Genomic DNA, 25,550 nt, shown 5'->3' with positions numbered 1-25,550 from the left:
GAGGCCGTCCGAATCGGGTCCGCCCGACCGCCTTTCCGGCTCCCGACGCCTTTTGAGCCCGGCGAGCGACCCCTCCCCATGGAGCGCGTCACTGCGGCCGATTACCACGACATCGCGACGCCCGCGGACCCGCGGCTCTCCCCCGACGGCGACCGCGTCGCCTTCCTCCGACGGGAGCCGATCGACGACGAGACCACCGAGTCGACGGTGTACCTCGTCGACGCCGACAGCAGCGGCGGCGACCCCCGCCGGCTCACCCTCGCCGAGGGGTCGGACGCGGAGCCGCGCTGGAGCCCCTCCGGCGACCGGATCGCGTTCACCGCCACGCGGGGGGCCGACGACGACCGCCAACAGCTGTGGGTGCTCCCGCTCTCCGGCGGCGAGGCCCGGCGGGTCACCGACGTCGTCGGCGGCGTCTCCGAGATCGCGTGGTCGCCCGACGGCGAGCGGATCGCCTTCGTCCAGTCGGTGACGGCCGACGACCGGGACGAGGGACGCGACCTCACGGTCCCCGAGGGGTACGAGCCGGACGAGCACCCCGACCCCCGCGTCGTCGACCGCACCGTCTACCGCTCGGGACAACGCTACTTCGACGGGCGGCGATCGCACGTCTACGTCGCCGACGCCGACGCGGCGGTCGACGGCGCGACGGGCGGCGACCCGGCAGCGGGGATCGAGCGCGTCACCGACGCCGACGCGGACTTCGGCGCGCCCGAGTGGGGAGACGCCGAGACCCTCTACTTCACCGAGGAAGTCGGCGACGACCCGGACGACTCGGTCGAGATCGCGATCCGCGAACGCGACTTTTCGACCGGCGAGACGGAGACCGTCCACGAGACGACGGGGTGGGGCGCCGCGCTCGCGGCGACGGGAGACGGCCGGATCGCGTTCACCCACGCGGAGGCGGAGCGGGTCTCCATGCGGCAGACTGACCTGCGCGTGCTCGACCGCGAGAGCGGCGAGGTGACCGAGCTCACGGGAGGCCTCGACCGCGGGGTCGGCGGCGCGATCGCCCCGCAGTGGGGCCCCGACGACGCGACGCTGTACTACGCGGCGCCCGACGAGGGGAAGACCGCCCTCTGGCACGTCCCCGGCGACGGGAGCGCGGAACCCGAGCGGCTCTGTCGCCCCGGCACGGTGGCGGGCGGGACCGTCGGCGGCGACGCGGGCGCCGGTCCCGAGGAGGTGACGGTCGCGTTCGCCGCCAGCGAGTGGGACCACCCGGGCGACGCCTTCGTCTACGACGCCGAGGACGACGAGAAGAGGCGGATGACCGATCTCAACGCCGACTACCTCGCCGAGCGCGCCGTGGGCGAGCCGGAGGAGGTCCGGTTCGAGTCGGACGGGACGGAGATACAGGGATGGGTGTTGACGCCGCCGGGGGTCGATCCGGACGGCGACGGCGGGGCGGACGAGGAGTACCCCCTCGCGGTCGAGATCCACGGCGGCCCGCACGCGATGTGGTCGACGTCGGGGACGATGTGGCACGAGTTCCAGACGCTCGCGGCCCGGGGGTACGCCGTCTTCTGGTCGAACCCGCGCGGCTCGACCGGCTACGGCGAGGCGTTCACGCAGGCGATCGAGCGCGACTGGGGCGACGTCACCCTCGCGGACGTGATGGCGGGCGTCGACGTGGTCGCGGAGCGCCCGTACGTCGACGAATCGAACGCCTTCGTCACCGGCGGCTCCTTCGGCGGGTTCATGACGGCGTGGGCGGTGGGCCAGACCGACTACTTCCGCGCGGCCGTCTCGCAGCGCGGCGTGTACGACCTGACCGGCTTCTACGGGTCGACTGACGCCGCGTACAAGCTCGTCGAGGGCGACTTCGACGCGGTCCCCTCCGACGACCCCGAGTGGCTGTGGGAGCAGTCGCCGACCGGCCACGCCGACGCGGTCGCCACCCCGACGCTTTTGATCCACGCCGAAGACGACACCCGGACGCCGATCTGCACGGCGGAGCTGTACCACCGACTGCTCCGGAAGAACGGCGTCGACACGCGGTTCGTGCGCTACCCGCGCGAGGGCCACGAGCTGTCGCGGTCGGGCGAGCCCGCCCACGTCGTCGACCGGATCGAGCGGATCGCCCGCTGGTTCGACGGCTACTCCGAGCACCACGACGCGCCGCGCGCGCTCGACCGTTCCGACGAGGAGGGGCTGAGCGCGGCGGACGGCGAAGAAAGGGGCGAGGAGAACGAGCCCGGCGACGAGGAGTAGCGCGCTACTCCCGGTCGTCCGGGTCGAACGCGTCGATCGCGTCGTGGACGCCCTCCGCCCACTCGTCTAAGGCGTCGTGGAGGCGCGCTTTCGCCTCCGGGATCGGAATCGCGGTGTACTGGTAGACGTAGCCGCCCGAGTCGAGGAGGCGGCGGCGGCGCTCGACGAGCCCCTTCTCCCGCAGCGTCGACAGCGACCGGTTCACGTTCGACCGGTCTCGATCGAGGGTCTCGGCGAGCTCGGCGACGGTGCTTCCCGGGTGATCGAGCAGCGTCAGGTACGTGCGGCTCTCGTGGTCCTGGACGCCGAACACGCAGGAGAGCACGTGTTCGAAGGAGGGAGACACGTCGCCGACGAGGTCCTCGATCTCGGGGTCGCTCATGGACGCCGTTCGACGGCGGGCGGGTTAAAAGTCGCCATCCGCCCCGCGCGGTGGCGGCGTCGCGGTCGTCAGCCACCGAGATTAGTCGTCGTCCGCGGCGTATCCCATCTTGCGAACGCATCCGCGCATTCCGGACTCGTCGCTGTGGCGGTGCAGGTTCGTCGGCGTGTCGCAGTGGTACGTCTCGCCGTCGTACCGGAGCACGACCTCGTGGTCGCCGCCGGCGACCTCGACGTCGACGAGGACCCGCCGCCCCTCGTTGAGGGCGTCGATTATCTCGTCGGCAGACAGCTCGCCGGCCGCCACCCGGAGTACCTCGGTCATTGGCGTCCGTTCGCGGTTCCGCGAGTTAAGTTCGACGTGTTCGCACCGGAGGTTAGCGGCTCCGAGTCGGAGAGGTGGCGCGTTCGCGCCGCCGGCGGACCGAGATCAGGTCGTCGTCGAGTCCGGACCCCCCCTCCTCCTCCGGCGGTTCGACCCCCTCAGCGGCGGCCACGTCCTCAGTCCGCTTCTCGGCCTCGACGTGCCAGCGGTCGATCTCCGACTCGTAGTCGGCGAGGATGTCGCTCACCTCCGCTTTCAGCTCGTCGTCGTTGACGTTCACCTCGAAGACGAACGTCTCGCCGTTCTCGCCGCGACCGACCTCCTGGATGTTGGCGCTGACGAGCTCGTTGTCGAAGTAGTACGGCGCCATCTGAGTCATCACCTTCCGGTACACCGTGTCCTCGACCTTCCGGAGCGCCTTGCGGCTCGCGGAGTCGGCCGCGCGGGCGACGTGACCGATCGACTCGCCCCAGCTCTCCACCGCGCTCTCGGTGTCGTCCTCCTCGACCTTCTCGTAGGACTCGGTGAGCTTCTCGCCGGCCGTCTGGAGGTCCTCGCCGGGCGATTTCCCCGCCTGTTCGCCCTCGCCTTCGCCGACGGACGCCTGCTCGGCGGTCTTTTCCGACACGTCCTCGTCGATGCGCTCGTGGGACTTCGGGCGCCAGTCGTCGAACTCGTGGAACGGGTCGCCGTCGGCGCCCGTCTCCCGGAGCGCCAGGGCGATCCGCTCGCCGTGTTCGACCGCGTCGCCCCAGTCTCCGCGCATCTTGAAGCCGGAGATGCTCTCTTCCATCGGTTGCCCCCGTTACGGCGCGAGCGCGTATAAGTCCCGGCGACCGGACCGAAGCCGCTACTTCCCGTACGCGAGCCGGCGACCGAGCGCGTCGATCCGGTCTTTGAGGTCGCTCAGGAGTCCGCCCGGCGACACGCGCCGGATAGACGACTCGTCGACCTCGATGCGCTCGCCGGCGAACGGGTCGCGCTCGGCGCGCTCCTCCGGGCCTTGGTCACCGCTCACCGCGCCGACGACCGTCGACATCGAGCACCGGCCGCACGCCTCCGCTTTGATCTCCTCGTCGGACATGGGTATCTCTACCGAACGTTCGTGTTCGATCGGCTAAAAACCCCTCGCCGACGCCGATTCGGGAGTTCCGGATCGCCGGTGACCGCGGCGAAACCGACCGACTCCGGTCCGGTTTCGGTTCGACGCCGGCCCGATGCGCTTTTCAACCGGCCATGGAATGTGTTCACATGGGATATCGCGTCGTCGACACGGACTCGGTTGAGCCGAAGCCCGACCGACCCTGCGAGTGCCGGAAGCTCTCCGAGCCGGGCGGCCTCGATGCCGCGGCGATAAACCGCTTCCGCGCGGAGCCGGGCGAGCAGCTGCCGCTCGCATACCACTACCACGAGACCCAACAGGAGGCGTTCTACGTCCTCGACGGGACGCTCTCGGTGGAAACGCCGGACCGGACCTACGAGGTCCTCGCGGACGACCTGTTCGTCGTCGACCCCGAGAGCCCGCAGCGGGCGTACAACCCGGCCGACGCCGACGGCCCCGTGACCGTGCTCGCGATCGGCGCGCCGCCGGCCGACAACGACGCGGTCGCCTACGACCCGGACGATGAGTGACGCCGCCGACGGCGCGGACGACGAGACGCGCGCCGACGCGGCGGCTCCGGCGGCGGGCGACGCCCGCCGCGACCCCGAGGAGCTGCCGGCCGAGATCCGCGAGGCGGTCCCCGACTACGACGACGAGTACTTCGACCGCGTCTCCGACCGGCTGATGTACAGCTACGACCTCGATCGCGACGTCGTCGTCGACGGGGAACGCTTCGATCTCACCGCCGAGATGCGGGTGCGCAACCAGAAGCAGTTCCTCCACCCCGCGCTGAGCTACGCGGACCACGACGTGATGGAGTACCTGTTCGCCCGACGCGTCGCCAGCCCGACGGTCGGCGAGCTAGAGCGGCTCGTGGAGTTCGCCCACGGCGTCGCCGACGAGCGGGTCGAGGGGAACGAACAGCACTACGGTACCGATATCACCGTCGCGCTCGTCGCCGATCGAATCTCAGACGACGTCGCCGCGTTCGTCGACGGGTTCCGCGACCGGACGCTGCTGAAGTTCGGCTACTACGGCCACTACGAGGTGAACCTCGTCGTGGTCGCGCCCGACGAGGAGCGGCTCGTCACCAGCGAGGCCGCGAGCACCGCCGAGGCCCTCCGACTGTGGGAGCCGGTCGAGAGACCGGACGAGGGGTTCCTCTCGCGGTTCGCGAAGCGGTTCTGGCGGTGAGGTCGGCGCGTCACCGAAGAGATGACCGAAGAGGGCGAGAAGGCGAGGTCGGTCGTCTGCGTCAGTCGTCGCTCGGTTCCGCGGCGGTGCGGTCGCCGCCGCGGACGCTCGCGATGTTGCCGTAACCGATGCGCACGAGCGCCAGCGCGAGGTAGACGAGCACGACCGCGAGCGCGATTCGGACGACCATCGATATTTGGTTACCGATGCCGGTCACGCCGCCCTGGATCAGGTTGACGAACAGCCACTGATACCCCGCCAGGAACGCCAAGGCGATCACGGTTATGACGACCATGATCGCCATCGGCACGCCCGTGCTGACGAGCTGTTTCGACTCGTCCCAGTTGGCGAGCCAGACGGTTCCGGTGAGCAGCGCGAGCGCCGCGAGCAGCTGATTCGCGCTGCCGAACAGCGCCCACAGGGTCGCCCACTCGCCGGAGATGACCAGCGCGTACGCGATCAGTCCTTGGACGATCGGGTTCGTGTAGCGACCGCGGGCGAACGAACCGATCCCGCCGGCGAAACCGGTCTCGCTCTGGGTCCCTTTCGTGCCGACGATCTCCTCCATCATGTAGCGGCCGAGCCGCGCGGCCGTGTCCGTGGAGGTGAGCAGGAAGCTCACGAGCACCAGCGCCATGAAGGGGGCGCCGTACGTGGCGGGAATGCCGAGGCTCGTCAGGATGATCCCGCCGCCGCTCGCGAAGTTCGGCAGCGCGCCGCCGATGCCGCCGGCCGCGGCGTCGGAGGCGAACCCGGCGATGGCGAGCGCTGACAGCGCCGTCGCCGCGAGCAGCCCCTCACCGAGCATGCCGCCGTAGCCGATCAGTCGGGCGTCGCTCTCCTTGTTCAGCTGTTTGGCCGTGGTCCCCGAGGAGACCAGCGAGTGGAACCCGCTGATGGTCCCGCAGGCGATAGTGACGAACAGCATGGGGAACAGCGGGTACGGCGCCCGGCTGTCGACCCCCATGAACCCCTGGAACGGCTGGATGCTGCTGTCGATCACGAGCGGCTGCGACGAGGTGCCGAAGATCGTACCGACGATGATCGCCACCAACGCACCGCCGACCCCCGCGTACAGCAGGAACGACGAGAGGTAGTCACGCGGCTGCAGCAGCGTCCAGACCGGGAGCGCGCTCGCGATGACCGCGTATATCAGGATGACGGGCACCCACGCGGCCGTGTTACCGCCGAGTGCACCCGCGCCGGGTACCCACGAGCCCGTGCTCCCCTCGAAGAGGACGAACGTGCCCGCGGTGTGGGACGCCTCGCCGGCCAGCGAGAAGAACGCGAACGGGTACTGGATACCGACCCAGACGCCCGCGAACACTCCGGCGACGAACAGGACGGTCCCGGGGATGAACGGGCCGTCGAGCTGGTAGAGGTACACGCCGAAGACGACCGCGAGCGCGATGTACACGAAGCTCGCGGTCGCCGCCGACGGGAACGCGTTCAACACGATCCCGACGACTAATGCGAACACGGCGACGACGAGGATGATCGTGAGGAACGCGAACCACAGCAGCAGGTTCTTCCCACGTTCCCCGACGTACTGGCCGACGATGTAGCCGATCGAGCGACCCTCGTGGCGGATCGAGCTCGACAGCGAGATGAAGTCGTGGACCGCACCCATCAGGGGGTTCCCAATGGCGACCCACAACAGCGCCGGGACCCAGCCCCAAATGGCCCCCGCCGTGATCGGGCCGACGATCGGCGCGCCGCCCGCGATACTCGAGAAGTGATGCCCCAGTAGTACCGGTTTCTTCGACGGTACGTACTCCTGTCCGTCCTCGTACTTGTGCGCCGGCGTCTCCCGCTCGTCGTCGAGGTCGACGAACTGCGAGAGGTACCGCGAGTACCCCATATACCCCACGGTGAAGGTGCCGAGCACAGCAACTACGATCCAGATGATGCTTGTCATGAATTCCCCTGCCTCACGAGACCGGTTCGGAAAGAGCGTATTAAATATTGGCTTCGACCGTGATAGTTACGCGCTCGATCCGATCGAATCACCGGACAGGACGCCACCCGGCGATTACTTTCCGCGATCCAGACGTTGGTTTCGTCTATCTATCCCTGATTCTTATTCGCGCGCGTCCACGGGCGCTCCCGTTTCGACGTCGAGCGCGGCCGCGACTTCCGAGAGCACGTCCCCGCGGACCTCCCGCGTCCGCGACTCGATCTCGGCGACCAGCGGCGGGTCGAACTCCTCGCGCACCTGATCGAGCCGCTCGCGCTCGGTCGCGGCCTTCTCCCGGAGGTAGCTGGCCCCGCGTCCCTCCTCGTCGTCGTCCGGCGACGGGGTGAGCTTGTTCGCGACGAGCCCGCGGACTCGGAGGTCCCGCTCGGTGAACCCCTCGATCGTCCGGCCCGTCTCGTTGACCGACAACTGGTCGGGGTTCAACACGAGGAAGAAGGCGGCGTCGGACCGCAATGTGTCGCCCGCGAACTCGAAGAACTCCTTGCGGCGCTGGAGGCGTTCCAAGACGGGGTCGCCGTCCATCAGGCGCCGGGGTTCCATGTCGCCGATGGCGGCCTTCTCGAACAGGTCGATCGACTGCTTGCGCTTGTACAGCAGCCGGTCGATCCAGTCGCCCAAGAAGTCCGGGAGCCCGAGCAGCCGCAGCGTCGACCCGGTCGGCGCGGTGTCGAAGACGACGCGGTCGTACGGCTCGCTCTCCTCGCGCATCACGCCCACGAACGCGTCGAAGAGGGCGGCCTCGTACGCGCCCGGCGTCCCGTGCGACATCTCCAGCTGCCGGTTGATCTCCGAGACCATCGACGCCGACACCTGCTCGGAGAGCCCCTCGCGGATCTCCCGGAGGTGCCGCTGCATCTCGTCTTCGGGGTCGATCTCCATCGCGTCGAGCCCCTCGACGCCGTCGACCGACTCCGGGTCGTCGGTGAACCGCTGATCGAACACGTCGGACACCGAGTGCGCGGGGTCGGTCGAGACGACGAGCGTCCGCAGCCCGGCGTTCGCGCAGCGGGAGGCGTAGGCGCAGGAGACCGTGGTCTTGCCGACCCCGCCCTTCCCGCCGAAGAAGACGAACCGCTCCATCAGAAGTGGTACTGCTGGCCCTTCCGCTCGATGAGGCTCTCGCGGTCCCACAGCCGCCGCTCCCACGCCTCGAACTCGTCTTCGAGGTAGGGGAGCAGCTCGGCGGTGTAGTACGAGACCGGCGAGGGGATCCCGAAGGCGTCGGGGAAGCACGCGAGCATGAACTCGTCTTCCGCGTCCTCCGCCTCCTTCTCGATCTTCTCGTAGGCCGGATGGGTTATCATCCCGTGGTACAGCCCGCGGAGCCACTCCTCGAGCGCGGCTCGAAACGCCTCGATCCGGTCGGCGACTGTCATTACCGATCGTGACGGTCGAGACGTGTTAAAAGGTATCGCGGTCGGGCGGCGGGCGCTCGTGAGCGCTCGTCAGCGGATCGGAGGCGGTTCGCGTCGGCGTCTCAGCGCTCGGTCCGGCGGAGACGGGGTCCGATCGCGGTCAGGCCGAGTCGACGCCGTCGGTCAGCTCGCCCTGCGTCTCCTCCCCGTCGCCCGCCTCGTCGCCGTCGCCGAAGTCGGAGTGTCCCGTTCGATCGGGACTCGGCGTGTGTGCGTCCCCGTCGAGCGCGTCCCAGACGAGGTACAGCATCGCGACGACCATCAGAACGGTCACCGCGATCGCCACGATCCCCACCACGGCTGAGTAATCGATCATGGTCCGCGATCCGCGGGGGCGACGTTTCAACGTATCGGCTTCCGGCGAACACGGGACCCGACGGTCGCCGACGCGGACGGGGAGGTCGGCGTGACACCGGCGATCGCGACCGCTTCCGCCGCCGCGACGTTGAAGGGTCCGGCACGCCCACCGAACGCCATGGACGACGATCGGATCCCGGTGACCGTGCTCTCGGGGAGCCTCGGCGCGGGCAAGACGACCCTGTTGAATCACCTCCTGCGGAACGCCGGCGACCGCGACATCGCGGTGCTGGTCAACGACATGGGGGACGTGAACGTCGACGCCGAGCTGATCGCCGAGGAGTCCGAGATCGACGTCGAGGGCGTCACGGAGCTGTCGAACGGCTGTATCTGCTGTGAGCTGCAGGACGACCTCGAAACGGCCGTGGTGCGGCTCGCGAACGAGCGCTCCTTCGACGCCCTCGTCGTGGAGTCGTCGGGAATCTCCGAGCCCGCGCCGGTCGCGCGGCTGTTCACGACCGAGTCGCGCGCGGCGGCCCGGTACCGGGTCGACGCGCTGGTGACCGTGATCGACACGCGGCAGTTCCTCGACGCCTTCGCGGGCGAGGGGACACCGGAGCGTCGCGTCGACCCGGACGCGGAGGGCGGGAACGGCGGCGTCGGCGCGAACGGGGAGGGAGACGGGAGCGACGCGAACGGGGAGGGAGACGGGAGCGACGACGGCGAGCGCCCCCTTTCGGACCTCCTCGTCGAGCAGATCGAAGTGTCGAACCTCGTGGTCTGCAACAAGGCGGACCTCTGTACCGACGCGGAGATCGACGAGGCGGTCGAGCTCGTCGGCGCGCTCCAGCCCGACGCGGAGACGGTGGTCGCGGAGTTCTCCGCGGTCGATCCGGACCGGATCCTCGGCGTCGGGCTGTTCGACGCGAGCGAGCTCGGCGACCTCCCGGGGTGGAAGCGGGCGCTGGCGGAAGGGAGCGGGGGTCACGGCCACGGGCACGGGAGCGGCGACCGCGACCACCGCCACCCCGACGAGGTGTACGGCGTCACCTCCTTCACCTACCGCCGCCGGCGACCCTTCCACCCGGACCGGGTCGCCGCCCTCCTCCGCGACCTCCCGGACGACGTGGTCCGCTCGAAGGGGACGCTGTGGGTCGCCGGCACCGACCAGCGTCAGCAGGTCGAACAGGCCGGCGCGTCGGTGCGAGTCGAAGCGCTCGGTCCGTGGATCGCGAGCCTCCCGGCCGTCGAGCGCGACATGCTGCGCTCGAACCGACCGAACCTCGACTGGGACGACGAACACGGCGACCGCCTGACGGAGTACGTCGTCATCGGCACCGGCATCGACGAGGCGGCGCTCCGCGAGCGCCTCGACGACGCGCTCGTCACCGACGACGAGTGGACGGCCTTCGAGGAGGACGGCGGCGAGATCGACGGGGAGCTCCCTTTCCCGACCGAGCAGGGCGAGGCGCTGGCGCTCCGGAAGCCGTAAACGGAGTCGACGCCCCGAGCGCGGAATCGCCGGACGAGGGCGGCGCTCTCAGCAGGCGCAGCCCGTTCCGCTCGCGCGCTCGAACCGAATCGGGCCACCGGGACGGTTACGAGGCGCGGCGGGGAGGATGTCACGAGTGCGGTACGTCTCCGACGGACAAGAGCTAAGTGGCGCACACGCGCCAGTCGCCGTATGAGCGAGGAGCGCGGAGAGCCGAGCGACGGCGAGGGGATCCGATCGGGCGTCGAGGAGTCGACCGGCGACCCGCGGGTGGTGCTCGCGCTGAACGCCGTGCTCTCGACGTGGTTCGCGTGGGTCGTCGTCTGGGGGCTCGACTTCCTCGGGTTCATCGCGCTCACCCTTCAGAACGTCGCGACGCTGGCGCTGATCCTCTTCGCGGTGACGTACGTGGCCGTGTTGCGGTAGCGGTCCCCGCGGGCCGGGATCGGCGGCCGCGTTCGGAGACCGAACTCGCGAGCCGACGAGCCGACGAGCCGGCGAGTTTCGTCATCCTTTAACTCGAACGCGGCTCTTTTTCCGACAATGACGATCGAAGACCGCGACGACGCCCACCTCATCACGCACGCGCTGGCGAAGGACACCCTCTCGCGGCTCCGCGACGTCGAGACCGAGCAGGTCGCGTTCCGGAAGGGGCTCGTGAAACTCGGCCGGATCTGCGGCTACGAGATCATCGACGGCGCGATGGAGACGGAGTACGTCCCGGTCGAGACGCCCCTCCAGGAGACGACCGGCGAGCGCGTGAAGGGACTCGACGACGTGGTCATCATTAACGTGCTCCGGGCCGCGACCCCGTTCGTCGAGGGACTCTTAAAGGCGTTCCCGCGGGCGAAGCAGGGCGTCATCTCCGCCGGCCGCGACGAAGAGGCCGGGATGACCGACGAGGGGGAGTTCCCGATCACCATCGACTACGTGAAGCTGCCCGAGATCCGGCCCGAGGACACCGTGATCGTCGCGGACCCGATGCTCGCCACCGGCTCGACGATGTGCGCGGTCCTCGACCACGTCCTCGAGGAGGCCGACGACTTCGAGGACCTGTTCGTCCTCTCGGCGGTCTCCGCGCCCGAGGGGCTCGTGCGCGTGAGCGAGTCGGTGCCCGAGGCCGACCTGCTGACGGTCGCCATCGACGACCGGCTCGACGGCGACGGGTTCATCCTCCCCGGGCTCGGCGACGCCGGCGACCGCGCGTTCCGGACCGTCTGAGGCGACCGTCGCGGCCGACGTACTTTTAAGAGCCGCCCGCGCGACCGATCCGTATGAGCGACGCGCCGACGACCGAGCCCTGCGACGGCTGCGGCGACCCCACCACGGACGCGCTCGCGCGGGTCGTCCGGCTGAGCGTCGACCGGGCGAACATCGACACCCAGCGGCTCTGTCCCGACTGTTTCGCCGACTGGATCGAGCGCTATCAGGACCGGCTCGGCTCCGGCCCCGACGAGGGCGACGGCGGCAGCTCGGAGATCATCGTCGACTGAGCGGTCGGGGACGGTGCCATCCACGCTTCCCGTCCGCACGGCAACGTCCGTCCCGACCGCCCGTCTTAAGCCGCGGCGGCACGGACGACGACGTAATGGACCTCGCCATCGACGCCCCGGCCCCGGCGGCGCCCGACTGCGCCGACGACGGGACGTGGCTCGCCTGTATCGCGTGCGACGAGACGTTCGCCCCCTTCGAGGCGGTCCGGTACACCTGCGACGAGTGCGGCGGCCTCCTGGAGGTGCGCTACGCCGACCCGCCGACCTTCGAGGAGTTCGGCGCGGACGCCCCCTCCGAGGGCCCCGACCGCGGCGTCTGGCGCTACCGCGAGGCGCTCCCCTTCGACCTGGGCGTGACGCTCCCCGAGGGCGACACCCCGCTCCACCGCGTCCCGCGGATCGAGGAGTCCGTGGGGGTCGAGGCGCTCCGGATCAAACACGAGGGGATGAACCCCACCGGCTCGTTCAAGGACCGCGGGATGACGGTCGGCGTCCGGGTCGCGGAGGAGCTGGGCGTCGGCGCGCTCGCCTGCGCGTCCACCGGAAACACCTCCGCCGCGCTCGCGGCCTACGGCGGCCGCGGCGGGATGGAGACGCTCGTGCTCCTCCCGGCGGGGAAGGTCGCCGCCGGGAAGATCGCGCAGGCGAGCCTCCACGGCGCCCGCATTCTGGAAGTCGACGGCAACTTCGACGCCTGCCTCGACATCGTCCAGGAGCTGGCCGCCCGCGGCGAGGCGTACCTGCTCAACTCCCTGAACCCGTTCCGCCTGGAGGGCCAGAAGACGATCGGCTTCGAGATCTTAGAGGAGTTCCGCGACGACTACGGCGAGTTCCCGGACCGGATCGTCCTCCCCGTCGGCAACGCGGGCAACACCTCGGCACTTTATAAAGCGTTCCGCGAGCTGGTCCAGTCGGGCGCACTCGCCGTCGACGAGGTTCCCAAGCTCACCGGCGTGCAGGCCGAGGGCGCCGCACCGATGGTCGAGGCGATCGAGGAGGGGAACGACGAGGTCCGGCGCTGGGAGGAGGTCGAGACCCGCGCGACCGCGATCCGCATCGGCAACCCGGTCAACGCGCCGAAGGCGCTCCCCGGCATCCGGAACACGGGCGGCACCGCGGTCGCCGTGAGCGATTCGGAGATCACCGACGCGCAGCGCGACCTCGCCGAGGAGGGCGTCGGCGTCGAGCCGGCCTCCGCAGCGAGCCTCGCCGGGCTCCGGAAGCTCCGCCGCGAGGGCGTCGTCGACGACGACGAGCGGGTCGTCTGCCTGACGACGGGACACCTCTTGAAAGACCCCGACGCCGCCTACGAGGCCGGCGGCGACCCCGAGCCGGTCCCGAACGACGTGGACGCGGTCGTGGAGCACCTGCGGGACTGATCGAGTGAATCGGCTGATCGACGAGAGCGAGGGCGACTGGCGCGACGGCTTCGGGGCGCTGTCGGCCGAGGAGACGGAGTCGCTTCGCGAGGCCGCGGCCGCGTCGCGAGAACGCTTCGACGAGTCTGCGGGCGACCGACAGACCGCGGCGATCGATCGGTTGGTGGGCACCACTGACGGGGACGAATGACCGTCGTCACCCGGAACGTCGACGACTTCGAGCCGTTCGTCCCGGTCGCCGAGTACTGACCGACGCCTACTCCGCCGGCCGCTCGTCCGCCTCGTCCAGCGTGATCTCGGTGACCTCGACGATCCGGTCGTCGGCGAGCAGCGCCTCGACGGCCTCGTCCGGCACGTCCTGATCGAGGTTGTAGACGGTGAGCGCCTCGCCGCCCTGCGTCTCGCGGGCGTTGTACATCCCGGCGATGTTCACGTCGTGGTCGCCGAGCACGGTGCCGATGAGCCCGATGACGCCCGGCTCGTCGGTGTTGCGCGCGACCAGCATGTGCCCGTACGGGACCGCGTCGACGCGGAAGCCGTCGATGCGGACGATTCGGGGGTCCTCGCCCGCGAACAGCGTCCCCTCGACCGCGATCGAGTCCTCGCCGTTGTGGACGGTGACGCGGATCAGGCTCTGGAAGTCGTCGGTCTGGCGGGTCTTCGACTCGGTCACGTCGATGCCGCGCTCCTCGGCGAGCCGGGGCGCGTTCACCGAGTTCACCTGCCACTCCAGCGGCTCGAAGACGCCCTTCAGCGCGCTCGCGGTGACGAGCTCCACGTCCTCCTCGGCGATGTCTCCCTCGTAGGTCGCTTCCACCTCAGTGATCCGGCCGTCGAGCAGCTGCGCGGCGACCTTGCCGGCGGTCTCCGCCACGGCGATGTACGGCTTGATCCGAGGGAACGCCGTCTCGTCGACGGAGGGCGCGTTGAGCGCCGTCAGGACCGGCTCGTCGGCGAACGCCGAGAGCACGGCCTCCGCGGTGTCGACCGCGACGTTCTCCTGTGCGGCCTCCGTCGAGGCGCCGAGGTGCGGCGTTAAGACGACCTCCTCGACGTCGAGAAGCGGCGAGTCCTTCGAGAGCGGCTCCTCGGCGAAGGAGTCGAGCGCGGCGCCCGCGAGGACGCCGTCGTCGACGGCCTCGGCGAGCGCGTCCTCGTCGACGATCCCGCCGCGGGCGCAGTTGATGAGGTAGCCGCCCTCCAGCTGGGCCAGCTCGTCTTCGCCGATCATCCCCTCGGTCTCGGGGAGGAGCGGGGTGTGGACCGTCGCGAAGTCGCCGCGCGCGAGCGCGTCGTGGAGGTCCTCGACGAGTTCGGCGCCGAGCCGGTCGGCGCGCTCCTCGGAGATGTACGGGTCGTAGACGACCAGATCCATCCCGAGCGAGTCGAGCCGCTTGGCGACCTGCTGGCCCACGCGGCCGAGCCCGACGATGGTGAGCGTCTTGTTGTTGATCTCGGTGCCGAGGAACTCGCCTTTCGCCCACTCGCCGCCGACGAGGCGGCCGTGCGCCTGCGGGATCGAGCGCGCGACGGCGAACGTCATCGCGACCGTGTGTTCGGCGGCGGCCCGGACGTTCCCCTCGGGTGCGTTGGCGACGATGACCCCGTGGTCGGTGGCGGCCTCGATGTCGATGTTGTCGACGCCGATGCCGGCCCGCCCGACGATGACGAGCTCGGGAGCGGCCTCGAACACCGCCTCGTTCACGTCGGTCCCGGAGCGAACGATCAGCGCGTTGGCATCGCTCACGGCGTCGAGCAGGTCGTCGCCCTCGATCTCGTAGTCCGTCACGACCTCGTGGCCGGCGTCTCGGAGTCGGTCCAACCCCGCGTCCGCGATGGGGTCGGTCACGAGTACCTTCATGGGCGATTTCACCGGCGGCGCGAGGTTAACCCTTTCCTCATCGCTCCGTTTTGCCGGGCAGTACGATCCGCTATCATGCATTAGTAACCCCTTCGTTTCGGATGGAGACCCCTCGTTCGTGGGTACCGATCGTCCGCGACGGATACCGGTCCGTTCTCCGCGAATTCGTCCGCCTGATCCGGAACCGCGCCGCCCGGCGGTACTCCCTTTTATATCGGGACGTTTGGTCGGGTATGGACATCACGATCGCGTTCGCCGGCGTGGCCGCGATCCTCGTGTTGACGGGGATCAGCGCCTTCTTCTCCAGCTCCGAGCTGGCCGTCTTCTCGGTTCCGACCCACCGCGTCGACTCGCTGCTCGCCGCCGACGTGCCCGGCGCGCGGGCGCTCTCGGCGCTACGAGGGGACTCGCACCGCTTCCTCGTCACCGCCCTCGTAAGCAACAACGTCGCCAACATCGCGGCCGCGTCGGTCGCGACCGCGGTGTTCGTCCGGTTCGGCTTCTCCGGCGGCGAGGCGGCCACGGGCTCGACGCTCGTCACCTCGGTGTTCGTCATCGTCTTCGGCGAGATCGCGCCGAAGTCCTACGCGGTCGCGAACGCCGAGAGGCACGCGCTCCGCGTCTCGCGGCCGGTGGTCGCGATCCAGCGCGTCATCCGTCCGGTGCTGTACGTCTTCGAGGCCCTTTCCGGGATCGTCAACCGGTTCACGGGCGGCGAGTCCGCCATCGAGTCGTACCTCACGCGCGAGGAGATCGAGACGCTGGTGCTCTCGGGGGAGGCCGGCGGCGCGCTCGATCCCGAGGAAGGGGCGATGATCCGCGGCGTCCTCGATCTGGAGGCGACCCGCGTGTCGGCGGTGATGGTCCCCCGGACCGACATGGTCGCGCTGCCCGACACCGTCACGCCCGCGGAGGCGGTCTCGACCGCCGCCGCGGAGGGGGTGACGCGGATGCCGGTGTACGGCGAGAACCGCGACGACGTGGTCGGGATCCTCGACATGCGCGACGCGGTCGCCGCCAACGAGCGCGGCGAGCCCCTCGCGAGCGCGCTCCGCGAGCCGACCTTCGTCCCGGAGACGCAGGCGGTCGACGAGCTGTTCGCGACGATGCGGTCGAGCGACCTCCGGATGGCGGTCGTCGTCGACGAGTTCGGCGCGGTGGTCGGGATCGTGACCTTAGAGGACGTGGTCGAGGAGGTCGTCGGCGAGCTGGTCGGGCGGTGGGAGACCGACCACGTCGACGTGGTCGCGCCCGACGCCGCGGTCGCGCGGGGGTGGACCACCGTCGCGCACCTCAACGAGACGCTCGGGCTGGCCCTCCCGGTCGACGGGGGCGCCGAGACCGTCGCGGGGCTGATCACCCAGCGGCTCGGGCGGATTCCCGCCGAGGGCGACCGCGTCGAGATCGGCGACGTGACGCTCGCGGTCACGGGCGCGACCCCGACGAGGGTGACCCGCGTGCGGGTGGAGCATCCGGGAGAGGCGAGAAGAGAGGGAGGCGGCGATAGCGTCGGGAGCGACGAGGGACCCGGAGGCGAGGGCGACGCTGAGGGCGATACCGACGAGGCCGAGTGACCGCGGTGCCCGCTAGAGCCCGAACGACGCGACCGTCTCGTACTCCGGCCCGTCGCTCGTCAGCGTCGACTTCACGAGCCGGACCGCGTCGACCTCGAACCGACCGATCTCGGGGTCGCGCTCGCGGACGACCTCCTGCACCAGCTCCTTCCCGCGAGCGTCGTTCATCCGCGCGAGCGTGACGTGCGGCGTGAACTCGTGGTCCTCGGGGTCGACGCCGAGCGCGGTCGTCTCCGCTTCGAGGGCCTCGTGGAGCGCGGTCAGTTCGGGAGTTCCCCGATCGACCCCCGCCCAGACGACCGAGACGTAGTCGAGGCTCGGGAAGACGCCGAACCCCTCGACGGCGCACTCGAAGGGGTCGATATCGGTGTTCGCGACCGCCTGTTCGCCGGCCGCGATCACGTCGTCGACGGCGGGGACGTTCGGGTCGCTTCCCGCGCCGTCTTCGGCGATGTCACCGAGGAACTTCAGCGTCACGTGCGTCCGTTCGGGATCGACGAACCGCAGGCCGTCGGCGTCCTCGAAGGCGGACTGTGCCTCCGCGACGGCGGGCGCGAGCTCGTCCGGGAGGTCGACGGCGAAGAACGCGCGCATGACGAGTGGGACGTTGGGCGAGACCGCTTATAAGTCGTTGATGACGTGGGGAACGAGTTCGAAAGGGTGGCCGTTCGCTTATAAATAGCGAACAGCAGATCGGCGGTGAACGCCCCCAAAGCCCCAGCCGCGAGGGCGCCGCACACTCGCTGCGCTCCTCACTCGGTCGCTCACGGTGTTCGCTCCCTCGTTGCGGTGCTTGGGTCGTCTGCGCCGCCCTCGCGGCTGCCCCTTTGAGTCCCACCCAACCGCATCGCAACCGCGCCCCACGCCTCCCCAGCCTCGCCGCTCGCTCGGGGCTCCCTCCGGTCGCCCGTCGCTCACGGCGTCCCTCGCGCGTGCACCTCGCGCCCTGCGGGCGCTCGGCGGCACGCGCCGACCGCATCGCTCACTTATAAACGCTCTCGCAGCGTCTGGGCGGTCGCGTCGCCGATGCCGTCGACGTCGGTGAGATCGTCCGCGGAGGCGTCGCGCACGCTCTCGACCGATCCGAACCGGCGGAGGAGCCGGCGGCGGGTCTGGGGGCCGACGCCGGGCACGTCGTCGAGGACCGTCTTGACCTCGTCGCGGACGGTCTGGTGGTAGGAGACGGCGAAGCGGTGCGCCTCGTCGCGGACGCGCTGGAGCAGGTGAAGCTCCGGGGCGTCGTCGGGCCATTTTTGCGTGCCGGTCGGGGTCACCACCAGCTCCTCGGCCTTCGCCAAGGCGACGACCGGCACGTCCCAGCCCGTCTCCGCCAGGGCGTCGCGGGCGGCCCCGAGCTGGCCCTCGCCACCGTCGATCAGGAGGAGGTCGGGGTCGGGGCGATCGTCCTCGCCGGCGAGCGCGCGCTCGGCGCGCCACCGGACCAGCTCGCGCATGTTCGCGTAGTCGTCGTTGCGGTCGGTGAGCTTCTTCCGGCGGTAGCCGCTCGTCTCCGCGCTCCCGTCGGCGAAGCACACGTCGGAGCCGACCACGGCCGTCCCCTGCGCGTGGCTCACGTCGAACCCCTCGATCCGGGCGGGGCGGGAGACGCCGAGCCGCTCGCCGAGCGCGCCGACCGGGTCCTCGCGGCCGCCGCGCTTCCGAGCGTTCTTCAGCGCGAGCTCGACGAGCTTCGCCTCCCGCCCCGCGCCGGGGACGTGGACCGAGACCCCTTCGGCCTCCAGCCAGTCGACCACGTCCGGGTCGGAGGGGTGCTCGGCGAGGAGGACCGCGTCCGGGAACTCCCGCTCGGCGTAGTACTGCGCGAGGAACGCGGACAGCACCGCGGCGGGGGTGTTGGCGTCCTCTCCGGCGTGGTCTCCCTCGTCTTCGTCCCCGGCCGCCGCGTCCAACTGGTGTCGGCTGCGGTCGACCAGCTGGCCGCGCTCGCTGTGGAGCCGCGCGACGCGGGCAGTGTCGCCCTCGACCGCGGCCGCGAGCACGTCGACGGTGCGGTCGTCGGTGCGGTCGCTGACGGCCTCGCCGCCCTCGCCGTGGAACGCCTCGACCGCCTCGAGCCGGTCCCGGAGGTTCGCGGCGCGCTCGAACTCGTTCGCCTCGGCGGCGGCCTCCATCCGCCGGCGCAGGGGGTCGGCGAGGACGCCCGTCTCGCCCTCGAAGAACCGGCGGGCGGCCGCCACGTCCTCGGCGTAGCTCTCGGGGTCGATCTCGCCGGTGCAGGGGGCCGAACAGATCCCCATCTCGTAGTCGAGACAGGGGCGGTCGCGGTTCGCGTACTTGTGGTCGGAACACCCCCGGAGGAGGTACTCGTCGCGGATCGCCTTCACGACGGCGTCCACGCGGCCCTTGTTCGTGAACGGGCCGTACGCGACCGCGCCAGCCTCGGGGTCCCGCGTCACCTCGATCCGCGGGACCTCGTGGTCGGAGAAGGCGACCAGCGGATACGACTTGTCGTCTTTCAGCCGGACGTTGTATCGGGGGCGGAGCCGCTTTATCAGGTTCGCCTCCAGTAAGAGCGCCTGCGTCTCCGTGTCGGTGACCGCGAACTCGATCCGGTCGGCGCGCCCGACCATCCCCCGAATGCGCCCCGAGCGCGGGTCGGCGTACGACCTGACGCGGTCGCGGAGGTCGACCGCCTTGCCGACGTACAGCGTCGTCTCCCCGACCCGGAACTGGTAGACGCCGGGCTCGGTCGGGAGGTCCGCGGCCCGCTCGCGCACGGCGTCGGCGTCCATCGAATAGTCGTAGCCGCCGAACGCGTTTGAACGCTACGGGCGGATTTCGAGACCGTCACGTCGCCTGACAAGTCGGCCGATTATCAGTCGTGAATAACGGGGGGAACGGTTTATCTGAGTGCTTGGGAGAGTCCCGCGTAGAAATGACGGGTATTCGAGGGCTACTCCGACGCGCGTTCGGTCGGGACCGCGACTCGCGGTCAGTCCCGGACGGCGGGGTCGTCGTGGACGATACCGCCGCCGACGCGACCGGAACGGACGCGCGCGAGGGGGACGGGTACGATATCGCGGGAGAGAACGGGAGCGGCCGCGCCGAGACGATCGCCGCCGCCGGTCTCGATCAGGTGTTCAACTCGACCGGCGTCCCGACGTTCATCCTCGACGACGAGGGGAGCGTCGTCGAGTGGAACGAGTCCATCGCGTCGCTCACCGGGAGCGAGCGCGCGGAGGCGATCGGCCACGCGCACGTCTCGGAGCTGTTCTACCCCGACGGGCGGCGGGCCGACACCCTGGCCGACAAGGTGCTCGACGCGCCGGAGAACGCCGACGAGGCGTACGGCGTCGAGCGCTGCGACTCGGCGCAGACCCGCTACCGCGACACCAGCACGATGGTCGACCGCCACGGCGACGAGAAACACATCGAGTTCACGGCGTCGCCCCTCTACGACGGCGACGAGCTCGTCGGCGTCACCGAGGTCGTCATCGACCGGACGCAGAACATCAACCAGCGGACCGCGACCGAGACGCTGGTCACGGAGGTCCGCGAGACGGCCGAGGCGATCGGCGAGGGGAACCTCGAGGCCCGGGCCGTCCGTCACGAGGAGTGCGAGATCCTCGACGAGGAGCTGTTGAGCGTCGTCGACGTCGTCAACCGGATGGCGGAGAACCTCCAGGACCTCTCCGAGAGCGTCCACGAGCAGGCTCGCCAGATCGACCAGACGGTCCAGAAGGCCAGCACCGCGGCCGCGGACATCGCCGAGAACGTCGACGAGCAGAACGAGCTGTTAGAGGAGAGCGTCTCGGAGATGCAGTCCTTCTCGGCCGGCATGGAGGAGGTCGCCGCGACGGCCGACCAGGTCGACTCCGCCGCGGTCGCCGCCAGCGAGGCCGCCGACCAGGGGCTCGACGCCAGCGAGGACGCCCGACGAGCGACCGAGGACGTGGTCGAGATCGGCGACGAGCTCGTCGAGAGCGTCGGCGCGCTCTCCGAGCGCATGGACGACATCGAGGAGGTCATCGAGGTCATCTCCGACGTGGCCGAGCAGACGAACCTGCTCGCGCTCAACGCCAACATCGAGGCCGCCCGCGCCGGCGAGGGCGGGGACGGCTTCGCGGTCGTCGCCGAGGAGGTCAAGAAGCTCGCCGACGAGACCCGCGGCTACACCGAGGAGATCACGGAGAGCCTCGCGGAGCTGCAGGCGCAGTCCGACGAGACGAGCACCGCCGTCGAGCGCTCGCACGACCGCATCGAGGACGCGGGCACCGAGATCGAGACGGTTCTCGACTCCCTCGAGGACATCGCGGACGCGGTCGACGAGGCCGCGGCCGGCGTCGCCGAGGTCGCCCGGACCACGGACGACCAGGCCGCCACCGTCGAGGAGCTCACCTCGTCGCTGGAGGCGGTCCGAGAGCGCTCCGACCGCACCGAGGAGGCGACCGACCGCATCGTCGACGCCACCGACGACCAGGAGGTCGCCGTCGACGAGCTGATCACCCGCGTCGAGCGGCTGGACGCGAAGCGGGACCGGGGGCAGTAGCGTTCCCACCCCTCCGCAGCCACCGTTCTCTCCGCCGCCGAACGTTTAACCGCGCCGAGCCCTCCGATCCCTCCATGTCCGCCACGCCGCCCGGACCCATCGGGGATCCCCTCTTCGGGAACGGTCGTCAGTACGCCGCCGACCCGTTCTCGTTCATGCGCGCCTGCGCCGACAGCTACGGCGACGTGGTCCGCTTCGACCTCGGCCCGCGCGAGACGTACATGCTCACGAACCCGGCCGACGTCGAGCGCGTGCTCGTCGCCGACGCCGAGCGGTATCGCAAACCGGACTTCGGCGACGACGCCATCGACACCCTGCTCGGGAACGGACTCCTGATGAGCGAGGGGGAGACGTGGCAGCGCCAGCGCGAGCTCGCGAACCCCTCGTTCCACAACCAGCGGATCGGGGCGCTCGCGGGGACGATGGTCGACCACACCGAGTCGCAGCTCGCGGACTGGAACGACGGCGACGTCGTCGACGTGCACCTCGAGGTCGCCCGGCTCACCGTCAAGATCATCGTCTCGGCGATGTTCGGCGCCGATATCACCGACGAAGAGGTGAAGACGGTGCAAGCGAAGCTGGAGCCGCTCGGCGCTCGCTTCGAGCCCGACCCCCGTCGCTTCCTGATCCCGAACTGGATGCCGACCCGCGAGAACCGCGAGTTCGACGCCGCCATCGGCACCCTCGAGTCCGTCATCGACGGGATCGTCGACCGGCGCCGCGGGACCGAGCGCGACCCCGCCGTCGACCCGGCCGGCCCGAAGGGCGTCGCGGTGCGCGGTCCCGCGGGGGACGGTCCCGCCGGAGACGGCGGCGGCGACCTCCCCATAGACCTGCTCTCCGTCCTGCTTCGCGCCCGCGACCGCGGCGAGCAGACCGACGAGAACCTCCGCGACGAGATGGTGACGATGCTGTTAGCCGGCCACGACACCACCGCGATCGCGTTAACGTACACCTTCTACCTGCTCTCGAACCACCCCGAGGCCCGAGAGCGCGTCGCACGGGAGTCGACAGTGGCGACTTCCGACGGCCCGCCGACTGCCACTGACGCCCGCGAGATGCGGTACACCGAGCGCGTGCTCGACGAGTCGATGCGGCTGTACCCGCCCGTCTACACCCTCTTTCGCGAGCCGAAACTCGACGTGAAACTGGGGGGCTACCGGATCCCCGAGGGCGCCGCGCTGATGTGCCCGCAGTGGGTGGTTCACCGTTCGCCGCGGTGGTACGGCGACCCCGACGCCTTCGATCCGAGTCGCTGGGAGCCGAAACGCCGGAGTCAACGTCCTCGGTTCGCCTTCTTCCCGTTCGGCGGCGGCCCGCGCCACTGTATCGGCAAGGCGTTCTCGCTGCTGGAGGCCAAGCTGATCCTCGCGACGGTCTGCTCGCAGTACGACCTGGAGTACGAGGGTCCCGACCTCTCGCTGCGGGGCTCGCTGACGATGCACCCGGACCATCCGGTGCCGATGCGCATCCGGGAGCGCTGAGCGATGGCGGGCGACGAGGAGTCGTACTGCCGCCTCTGCGGGGAGCCCCTCTCTCGGGGCGCCATCGCGAGCCAGCAGCGCGCCTGCTGTCTCAACGCGACCCCGATCGCCGGCGTCTGTCTGACGCACGGGCCGGTCGGGCCGCATCACGCGGTCGGTGAGCCGGACGGGAGCGACGGCGAGAGAGGCGACGGCGAGAGAGGCGACGACGAGAGAGGCGACGACGAGAGAGGCGACGATGACCTCGATCGGAGTAGCCGTCAGCGTAGTGGTTTATAACCGAACTGCGGTGGCGCGCGCCTGTGAGCGGGCCTCCGGCCCGCGAGCGGCGCCGCGCGAGGGAGTCGGGCGGCCGGAGCGAAGCGGAGGGCGACCGACGAGGCTGGGGAGGCGTGAGGTGCGGGGCGGTGCTGTGCGGGGTGGGACTCAAAGGGGCAGTCGCGAGGACGCCGCAGGCGACGTAAGCACCGGAAGGAGCGAGTGAAGCGAGCGACTGAGGAGCGAGTGAAGCGAGCGACTGAGGAGCGAGTGAAGCGAGCGACTGAGGAGCGCAGCGAGCGTGCGGCGTCCTCGCGACTGGGGCTTTGGAGGCGTTCACCGTCGATCCGGTGTGAGCAATCACTTATAAACGAGCGGTTGGGGCTTGGAAGGTGTTCGTCGATCCGTCATCGACATTTTATGTCCGAGCGACTGGGAGCTTTGGAGAGGTCGCTGCCGATCCGTCGACAACTCGCGTTTAGCGCGAAGCGAGAGACATACGCTTATTAAATTCGGCCAGTGTGTTTGAGATATGAAGTCTCGCGTGATACTGCCACTCTCCATCCTCGGGGCCTTCTTCCTCGGATTCGCCGTTTCCGTCGTGCTCGCTCCGAACCCGACAGGTCTCCTCCCCCTAGTCGGCGGCGTCGTCCTGACTGGTGTGTTAGCTCCCGTGTTCTACGTCGGACTCCAGCGAATAACCGCTTCGAACGGGGGATCGACGTAGGAACGGGTCCCCGATATCCGGTACGCGATACCCGTCACACTCTACAGATCGCAACGAGAGCGACCGATTCACAACTCGATCGACGCGGCGACTTCACGGTATTCGGGGTCGTACAGGTCGAGCGCGTGGACCCGCCACCGGATCGGCTCGAACTCGGCGCCGACCAGCCCCGCGACGACGCCCGGCTCGGGATTCCCGCCGCGAGCCACGGTAACGTGCGGCACGTACTCGTCCCCCTCGATCCCCTCGATCGCGCCGTAAGCACCGCAGAGCCGGCGGTGGATCCGGACGAGCGCGTCGCTCTCGACGACCAGATAGAGCACCGGTCCCGACCCCGAGGCGGGCGCGTCGAAGACGTCGATCCCGGTCACGGCGACCGGGAAGGGGTCGGTCCCCGCGAGCAGCGGGCGGAGGTCCTCGCGCAGGGCGTCGAGCGCCTCGGGCTTGGGCGGTGTGGGTCCGCCGGCGGAGCCGCCGGGGGGCGCGGTCGCGCCGCCTGCGCCGCCCCCGCCGGCCGCGCCGCCCTCCTCGCTCGCGACGCGGTCCGGCACGTCCGCGACGCCGAACCGCTTACAGACGAGCGTGTGTCGATCGCGCACCCGATCGAACCCCGGGCATTTCGACTGGAGATCCGCCGCGAGCTCCTCGACCGCGGGCGCGAGCGGGACGTTCAGGCTGAACACGCCTCAGATCCGGTCGGTGAGCCATAAGACGATCAGGACGACGATCACGATCGCGAGGAGCGTCGGAACGGCGTTCAAGAGCGCGAACGTCAGGCCGATCACCGTGTCGACGATCTCCAAGAGAAGCCACACGATAGCGAGGACGAGGACCACCTTCAGGAGGTCGTCGGCGTCGACGTCGGCGCGGGCCGTGTCGGTTCGGTCCATACGGTGAGCGACGACCGCGACGGGCAAAAAGACCACCGGGGTCCAGTCCCGATAGTCCGTCTCGAGTTGCGCGATCAGGTGCTTCAAAACCCCGCCGCGCCGAACGGACCCTATGAGCCTCATCGCGTTCGACTTCGACGGCACGCTCTCCGACTCCGAGATGACGGTCCTGCTCGCGCGGCGCGCGGGCGTCGCCGACGAGGTGGCACGGATTACGGAGCGGGCGATGAACGACGAACTCAGCTACGCCGAGAGCCTCTACCAGCGCGCGGAGCTGCTCGGTGGGCTCGACGAGGACGAGGTCGACGCCGCGTTCGACGAGGTGGCGCTCCGGCCGGGCGCCGGAGAGTTAATCGAGCGCCTGCAGGCCGAGGGGCACCACGTCGCCGTGCTCACGGGCGGGTTCGAGCGCGGGGTCGAGCGCGCGCTCGCGAAGCAGGGCGTCGAGGCCGACACGATCGTCGCCAACCGCCTCCCGATGGACGGCGGGGCTCTCACCGGCGAGGCCGAGGGTCCCCTCATCGAGGGGACGAAGGACGACGCGCTGGCCGAGCTCGCCGACGATCTCGGGATTCCGATGGCCTCCACGGTCGCGGTCGGCGACGGCGCGAACGACCTCCCGATGCTGGAGGTCGCGGGGATCGCGATCGGCTTCGTTCCCAAGGACGCGGTCCGACCGGTGTGCGACGCCGTCGTCGCCTCGATGTTCCGCCTCGGGAAGGTGCTGGAGGGATACGACGTGCTCCCCGCAGAGTAGGCGGCGACTGCCGGCGGAGACGATGACTGCCGGCGGAGACGATGACTGCCAGCGGAGGCGATGACTGCCGGCGGAGGCGATGACTGCCGGCGGAGACGATGACTGCCGGCGGAGGCGACGAATGTGGTCCCGTCGACCGGTGGACACGGACACACTGTTCGGACGGGTTCTTAATAAGCGGCGGAGAGAAGGGGGAGACATGACCGGGGTCGTCGGGGT

At 70.0% G+C, this 25,550-nt stretch carries 28 protein-coding genes; 15 read left to right on the top strand and 13 right to left on the bottom strand.

What is annotated here, in order from left to right:
- The first annotated feature begins 78 nt into the window (after positions 1–78).
- Positions 79–2,214 carry a S9 family peptidase gene (locus tag EDM04_RS11645; protein ID WP_123622288.1) on the top strand — a complete coding sequence of 712 codons (2,136 nt, stop codon included), beginning with the start codon at positions 79–81 and terminating at the stop codon, positions 2,212–2,214.
- A gap of 4 nt (positions 2,215–2,218) precedes the next feature.
- Here EDM04_RS11645 and EDM04_RS11640 read toward each other — a convergent pair whose 3' ends face one another.
- The 4 genes from EDM04_RS11640 to EDM04_RS11625 form a co-directional block, all read right to left on the bottom strand.
- Positions 2,219–2,596 carry a helix-turn-helix domain-containing protein gene (locus EDM04_RS11640; RefSeq protein ID WP_123622286.1) on the bottom strand — a complete coding sequence of 126 codons (378 nt, stop codon included), beginning with the start codon at positions 2,594–2,596 and terminating at the stop codon, positions 2,219–2,221.
- An 81-nt stretch (positions 2,597–2,677) separates the two neighbouring features.
- Positions 2,678–2,920 carry a hypothetical protein gene (locus EDM04_RS11635; protein ID WP_123622284.1) on the bottom strand — a complete coding sequence of 81 codons (243 nt, stop codon included), beginning with the start codon at positions 2,918–2,920 and terminating at the stop codon, positions 2,678–2,680.
- Positions 2,921–2,972: 52 nt separating this feature from the next.
- On the bottom strand, positions 2,973–3,713 hold the full coding sequence (locus tag EDM04_RS11630) for a DUF5828 family protein (RefSeq protein ID WP_241154899.1): 741 nt from the start codon (positions 3,711–3,713) through the stop codon (positions 2,973–2,975).
- 57 nt (positions 3,714–3,770) lie between these two features.
- Positions 3,771–4,004 (bottom strand): hypothetical protein, encoded by a 234-nt coding sequence (locus EDM04_RS11625; RefSeq protein WP_123622282.1) that lies wholly within the window; start codon positions 4,002–4,004, stop codon positions 3,771–3,773.
- 167 nt (positions 4,005–4,171) lie between these two features.
- Here EDM04_RS11625 and EDM04_RS11620 point away from each other — a divergent pair, with 167 nt between their 5' ends.
- Positions 4,172–4,552 carry a cupin domain-containing protein gene (locus EDM04_RS11620; RefSeq protein ID WP_123622280.1) on the top strand — a complete coding sequence of 127 codons (381 nt, stop codon included), beginning with the start codon at positions 4,172–4,174 and terminating at the stop codon, positions 4,550–4,552.
- Positions 4,545–5,216: a hypothetical protein gene (locus tag EDM04_RS11615; RefSeq protein WP_206424458.1), complete on the top strand. Its 672-nt coding sequence runs from the start codon at positions 4,545–4,547 to the stop codon at positions 5,214–5,216. Before EDM04_RS11620 ends, EDM04_RS11615 begins: the two co-directional genes overlap by 8 nt.
- 61 nt (positions 5,217–5,277) lie before the next feature.
- Here the strand turns inward: EDM04_RS11615 and EDM04_RS11610 are convergent, their stop codons facing one another.
- The 4 genes from EDM04_RS11610 to EDM04_RS11595 form a co-directional block, all read right to left on the bottom strand.
- Complete coding sequence (locus tag EDM04_RS11610; protein ID WP_123622277.1) at positions 5,278–7,134, bottom strand: carbon starvation protein A; 1,857 nt, start codon at positions 7,132–7,134, stop codon at positions 5,278–5,280.
- A 162-nt stretch (positions 7,135–7,296) separates the two neighbouring features.
- Complete coding sequence (locus tag EDM04_RS11605) at positions 7,297–8,274, bottom strand: TRC40/GET3/ArsA family transport-energizing ATPase (protein WP_123622275.1); 978 nt, start codon at positions 8,272–8,274, stop codon at positions 7,297–7,299.
- On the bottom strand, positions 8,274–8,570 hold the full coding sequence (locus tag EDM04_RS11600) for a hypothetical protein (protein ID WP_123622273.1): 297 nt from the start codon (positions 8,568–8,570) through the stop codon (positions 8,274–8,276). The genes EDM04_RS11605 and EDM04_RS11600 overlap by 1 nt, the downstream gene beginning before the upstream one ends.
- A 139-nt stretch (positions 8,571–8,709) precedes the next feature.
- The gene (locus tag EDM04_RS11595) at positions 8,710–8,925 is read right to left on the bottom strand and encodes a hypothetical protein (protein WP_123622271.1); all 216 of its coding nucleotides are present in this window, start codon (positions 8,923–8,925) and stop codon (positions 8,710–8,712) included.
- Positions 8,926–9,084: 159 nt separating this feature from the next.
- On the opposite strand from EDM04_RS11595, the gene EDM04_RS11590 reads away from it, so the two are divergent.
- The 6 genes from EDM04_RS11590 (at position 9,085) to EDM04_RS11565 (ending at position 13,460) form a co-directional block, all read left to right on the top strand.
- The gene (locus EDM04_RS11590) at positions 9,085–10,398 is read left to right on the top strand and encodes a GTP-binding protein (RefSeq protein WP_123622269.1); all 1,314 of its coding nucleotides are present in this window, start codon (positions 9,085–9,087) and stop codon (positions 10,396–10,398) included.
- A gap of 192 nt (positions 10,399–10,590) precedes the next feature.
- Positions 10,591–10,824 carry a hypothetical protein gene (locus EDM04_RS11585; RefSeq protein ID WP_123622267.1) on the top strand — a complete coding sequence of 78 codons (234 nt, stop codon included), beginning with the start codon at positions 10,591–10,593 and terminating at the stop codon, positions 10,822–10,824.
- Between the two features lie 117 nt (positions 10,825–10,941).
- A complete protein-coding gene (gene upp, locus EDM04_RS11580) occupies positions 10,942–11,619 on the top strand; it encodes a uracil phosphoribosyltransferase (protein WP_123622265.1) in 678 nt (225 codons plus the stop codon).
- A gap of 53 nt (positions 11,620–11,672) precedes the next feature.
- Complete coding sequence (locus tag EDM04_RS11575; protein WP_123622263.1) at positions 11,673–11,891, top strand: hypothetical protein; 219 nt, start codon at positions 11,673–11,675, stop codon at positions 11,889–11,891.
- Between the two features lie 95 nt (positions 11,892–11,986).
- Positions 11,987–13,270, top strand: coding sequence for a threonine synthase (gene thrC / locus EDM04_RS11570; RefSeq protein WP_123622261.1), 1,284 nt, complete (start codon positions 11,987–11,989; stop codon positions 13,268–13,270).
- 4 nt (positions 13,271–13,274) lie between these two features.
- Positions 13,275–13,460 carry a hypothetical protein gene (locus tag EDM04_RS11565; RefSeq protein ID WP_241154898.1) on the top strand — a complete coding sequence of 62 codons (186 nt, stop codon included), beginning with the start codon at positions 13,275–13,277 and terminating at the stop codon, positions 13,458–13,460.
- Positions 13,461–13,526: 66 nt separating this feature from the next.
- Here EDM04_RS11565 and serA read toward each other — a convergent pair whose 3' ends face one another.
- On the bottom strand, positions 13,527–15,131 hold the full coding sequence (serA, locus tag EDM04_RS11560) for a phosphoglycerate dehydrogenase (RefSeq protein ID WP_123622259.1): 1,605 nt from the start codon (positions 15,129–15,131) through the stop codon (positions 13,527–13,529).
- Positions 15,132–15,364: 233 nt separating this feature from the next.
- On the opposite strand from serA, the gene EDM04_RS11555 reads away from it, so the two are divergent.
- Entirely contained in the window at positions 15,365–16,705 is a 1,341-nt protein-coding gene (locus EDM04_RS11555; RefSeq protein ID WP_123622256.1) for a hemolysin family protein, read from the top strand.
- 12 nt (positions 16,706–16,717) lie between these two features.
- Here EDM04_RS11555 and thpR read toward each other — a convergent pair whose 3' ends face one another.
- Together thpR and EDM04_RS11545 are read right to left on the bottom strand one after the other, a co-directional pair.
- Positions 16,718–17,299, bottom strand: coding sequence for an RNA 2',3'-cyclic phosphodiesterase (thpR, locus tag EDM04_RS11550; protein ID WP_123622254.1), 582 nt, complete (start codon positions 17,297–17,299; stop codon positions 16,718–16,720).
- Between the two features lie 392 nt (positions 17,300–17,691).
- Positions 17,692–19,458, bottom strand: coding sequence for an excinuclease ABC subunit C (locus tag EDM04_RS11545; RefSeq protein ID WP_123622252.1), 1,767 nt, complete (start codon positions 19,456–19,458; stop codon positions 17,692–17,694).
- 143 nt (positions 19,459–19,601) lie between these two features.
- Here EDM04_RS11545 and EDM04_RS11540 point away from each other — a divergent pair, with 143 nt between their 5' ends.
- From EDM04_RS11540 to EDM04_RS11525, 4 genes are all read left to right on the top strand, one after another.
- Positions 19,602–21,215: a methyl-accepting chemotaxis protein gene (locus tag EDM04_RS11540; protein WP_123622250.1), complete on the top strand. Its 1,614-nt coding sequence runs from the start codon at positions 19,602–19,604 to the stop codon at positions 21,213–21,215.
- Between the two features lie 74 nt (positions 21,216–21,289).
- Complete coding sequence (locus EDM04_RS11535) at positions 21,290–22,699, top strand: cytochrome P450 (RefSeq protein WP_123622248.1); 1,410 nt, start codon at positions 21,290–21,292, stop codon at positions 22,697–22,699.
- 3 nt (positions 22,700–22,702) lie between these two features.
- Complete coding sequence (locus tag EDM04_RS11530) at positions 22,703–22,978, top strand: hypothetical protein (RefSeq protein ID WP_123622246.1); 276 nt, start codon at positions 22,703–22,705, stop codon at positions 22,976–22,978.
- Between the two features lie 511 nt (positions 22,979–23,489).
- Positions 23,490–23,684 carry a hypothetical protein gene (locus EDM04_RS11525; protein ID WP_123622244.1) on the top strand — a complete coding sequence of 65 codons (195 nt, stop codon included), beginning with the start codon at positions 23,490–23,492 and terminating at the stop codon, positions 23,682–23,684.
- A gap of 68 nt (positions 23,685–23,752) precedes the next feature.
- Here the strand turns inward: EDM04_RS11525 and EDM04_RS11520 are convergent, their stop codons facing one another.
- Positions 23,753–24,367 carry a 2'-5' RNA ligase family protein gene (locus EDM04_RS11520; protein WP_123622242.1) on the bottom strand — a complete coding sequence of 205 codons (615 nt, stop codon included), beginning with the start codon at positions 24,365–24,367 and terminating at the stop codon, positions 23,753–23,755.
- Positions 24,368–24,370: 3 nt separating this feature from the next.
- Positions 24,371–24,574 carry a hypothetical protein gene (locus EDM04_RS11515; RefSeq protein WP_123622240.1) on the bottom strand — a complete coding sequence of 68 codons (204 nt, stop codon included), beginning with the start codon at positions 24,572–24,574 and terminating at the stop codon, positions 24,371–24,373.
- Between the two features lie 112 nt (positions 24,575–24,686).
- Between EDM04_RS11515 and serB the strand changes: the two genes are divergently transcribed.
- The gene (serB, locus tag EDM04_RS11510) at positions 24,687–25,331 is read left to right on the top strand and encodes a phosphoserine phosphatase SerB (RefSeq protein ID WP_123622237.1); all 645 of its coding nucleotides are present in this window, start codon (positions 24,687–24,689) and stop codon (positions 25,329–25,331) included.
- The last annotated feature ends 219 nt before the right edge of the window (positions 25,332–25,550 follow it).

The sequence above is a fragment of the Halorubrum sp. CSM-61 genome (assembly GCF_003781945.1).
Lineage (GTDB): Archaea > Halobacteriota > Halobacteria > Halobacteriales > Haloferacaceae > Halorubrum.
Note: the sequence above shows the minus strand (reverse complement) of the source record. Positions and strands in the feature narration are given on the sequence as shown.

What these genes read in the sequence shown, in the direction of transcription:
- EDM04_RS11630 (WP_241154899.1), bottom strand. Translation starts at nt 3,713, where the DNA reads ATGGAAGAGAGCATCTCCGGCTTCAAGATGCGCGGAGACTGGGGCGAC.
- EDM04_RS11615 (WP_206424458.1), top strand. Translation starts at nt 4,545, where the DNA reads ATGAGTGACGCCGCCGACGGCGCGGACGACGAGACGCGCGCCGACGCG.
- serA (WP_123622259.1), bottom strand. Translation starts at nt 15,131, where the DNA reads ATGAAGGTACTCGTGACCGACCCCATCGCGGACGCGGGGTTGGACCGA.
- EDM04_RS11585 (WP_123622267.1), top strand. Translation starts at nt 10,591, where the DNA reads ATGAGCGAGGAGCGCGGAGAGCCGAGCGACGGCGAGGGGATCCGATCG.
- EDM04_RS11540 (WP_123622250.1), top strand. Translation starts at nt 19,602, where the DNA reads ATGACGGGTATTCGAGGGCTACTCCGACGCGCGTTCGGTCGGGACCGC.
- thpR (WP_123622254.1), bottom strand. Translation starts at nt 17,299, where the DNA reads ATGCGCGCGTTCTTCGCCGTCGACCTCCCGGACGAGCTCGCGCCCGCC.
- EDM04_RS11535 (WP_123622248.1), top strand. Translation starts at nt 21,290, where the DNA reads ATGTCCGCCACGCCGCCCGGACCCATCGGGGATCCCCTCTTCGGGAAC.
- EDM04_RS11645 (WP_123622288.1), top strand. Translation starts at nt 79, where the DNA reads ATGGAGCGCGTCACTGCGGCCGATTACCACGACATCGCGACGCCCGCG.
- upp (WP_123622265.1), top strand. Translation starts at nt 10,942, where the DNA reads ATGACGATCGAAGACCGCGACGACGCCCACCTCATCACGCACGCGCTG.
- EDM04_RS11620 (WP_123622280.1), top strand. Translation starts at nt 4,172, where the DNA reads ATGGGATATCGCGTCGTCGACACGGACTCGGTTGAGCCGAAGCCCGAC.
- EDM04_RS11610 (WP_123622277.1), bottom strand. Translation starts at nt 7,134, where the DNA reads ATGACAAGCATCATCTGGATCGTAGTTGCTGTGCTCGGCACCTTCACC.
- EDM04_RS11515 (WP_123622240.1), bottom strand. Translation starts at nt 24,574, where the DNA reads ATGGACCGAACCGACACGGCCCGCGCCGACGTCGACGCCGACGACCTC.
- EDM04_RS11635 (WP_123622284.1), bottom strand. Translation starts at nt 2,920, where the DNA reads ATGACCGAGGTACTCCGGGTGGCGGCCGGCGAGCTGTCTGCCGACGAG.
- EDM04_RS11545 (WP_123622252.1), bottom strand. Translation starts at nt 19,458, where the DNA reads ATGGACGCCGACGCCGTGCGCGAGCGGGCCGCGGACCTCCCGACCGAG.
- EDM04_RS11530 (WP_123622246.1), top strand. Translation starts at nt 22,703, where the DNA reads ATGGCGGGCGACGAGGAGTCGTACTGCCGCCTCTGCGGGGAGCCCCTC.
- thrC (WP_123622261.1), top strand. Translation starts at nt 11,987, where the DNA reads ATGGACCTCGCCATCGACGCCCCGGCCCCGGCGGCGCCCGACTGCGCC.
- EDM04_RS11525 (WP_123622244.1), top strand. Translation starts at nt 23,490, where the DNA reads ATGAAGTCTCGCGTGATACTGCCACTCTCCATCCTCGGGGCCTTCTTC.
- EDM04_RS11640 (WP_123622286.1), bottom strand. Translation starts at nt 2,596, where the DNA reads ATGAGCGACCCCGAGATCGAGGACCTCGTCGGCGACGTGTCTCCCTCC.
- EDM04_RS11600 (WP_123622273.1), bottom strand. Translation starts at nt 8,570, where the DNA reads ATGACAGTCGCCGACCGGATCGAGGCGTTTCGAGCCGCGCTCGAGGAG.
- EDM04_RS11605 (WP_123622275.1), bottom strand. Translation starts at nt 8,274, where the DNA reads ATGGAGCGGTTCGTCTTCTTCGGCGGGAAGGGCGGGGTCGGCAAGACC.
- EDM04_RS11575 (WP_123622263.1), top strand. Translation starts at nt 11,673, where the DNA reads ATGAGCGACGCGCCGACGACCGAGCCCTGCGACGGCTGCGGCGACCCC.
- EDM04_RS11595 (WP_123622271.1), bottom strand. Translation starts at nt 8,925, where the DNA reads ATGATCGATTACTCAGCCGTGGTGGGGATCGTGGCGATCGCGGTGACC.
- EDM04_RS11625 (WP_123622282.1), bottom strand. Translation starts at nt 4,004, where the DNA reads ATGTCCGACGAGGAGATCAAAGCGGAGGCGTGCGGCCGGTGCTCGATG.
- EDM04_RS11555 (WP_123622256.1), top strand. Translation starts at nt 15,365, where the DNA reads ATGGACATCACGATCGCGTTCGCCGGCGTGGCCGCGATCCTCGTGTTG.
- EDM04_RS11590 (WP_123622269.1), top strand. Translation starts at nt 9,085, where the DNA reads ATGGACGACGATCGGATCCCGGTGACCGTGCTCTCGGGGAGCCTCGGC.
- serB (WP_123622237.1), top strand. Translation starts at nt 24,687, where the DNA reads ATGAGCCTCATCGCGTTCGACTTCGACGGCACGCTCTCCGACTCCGAG.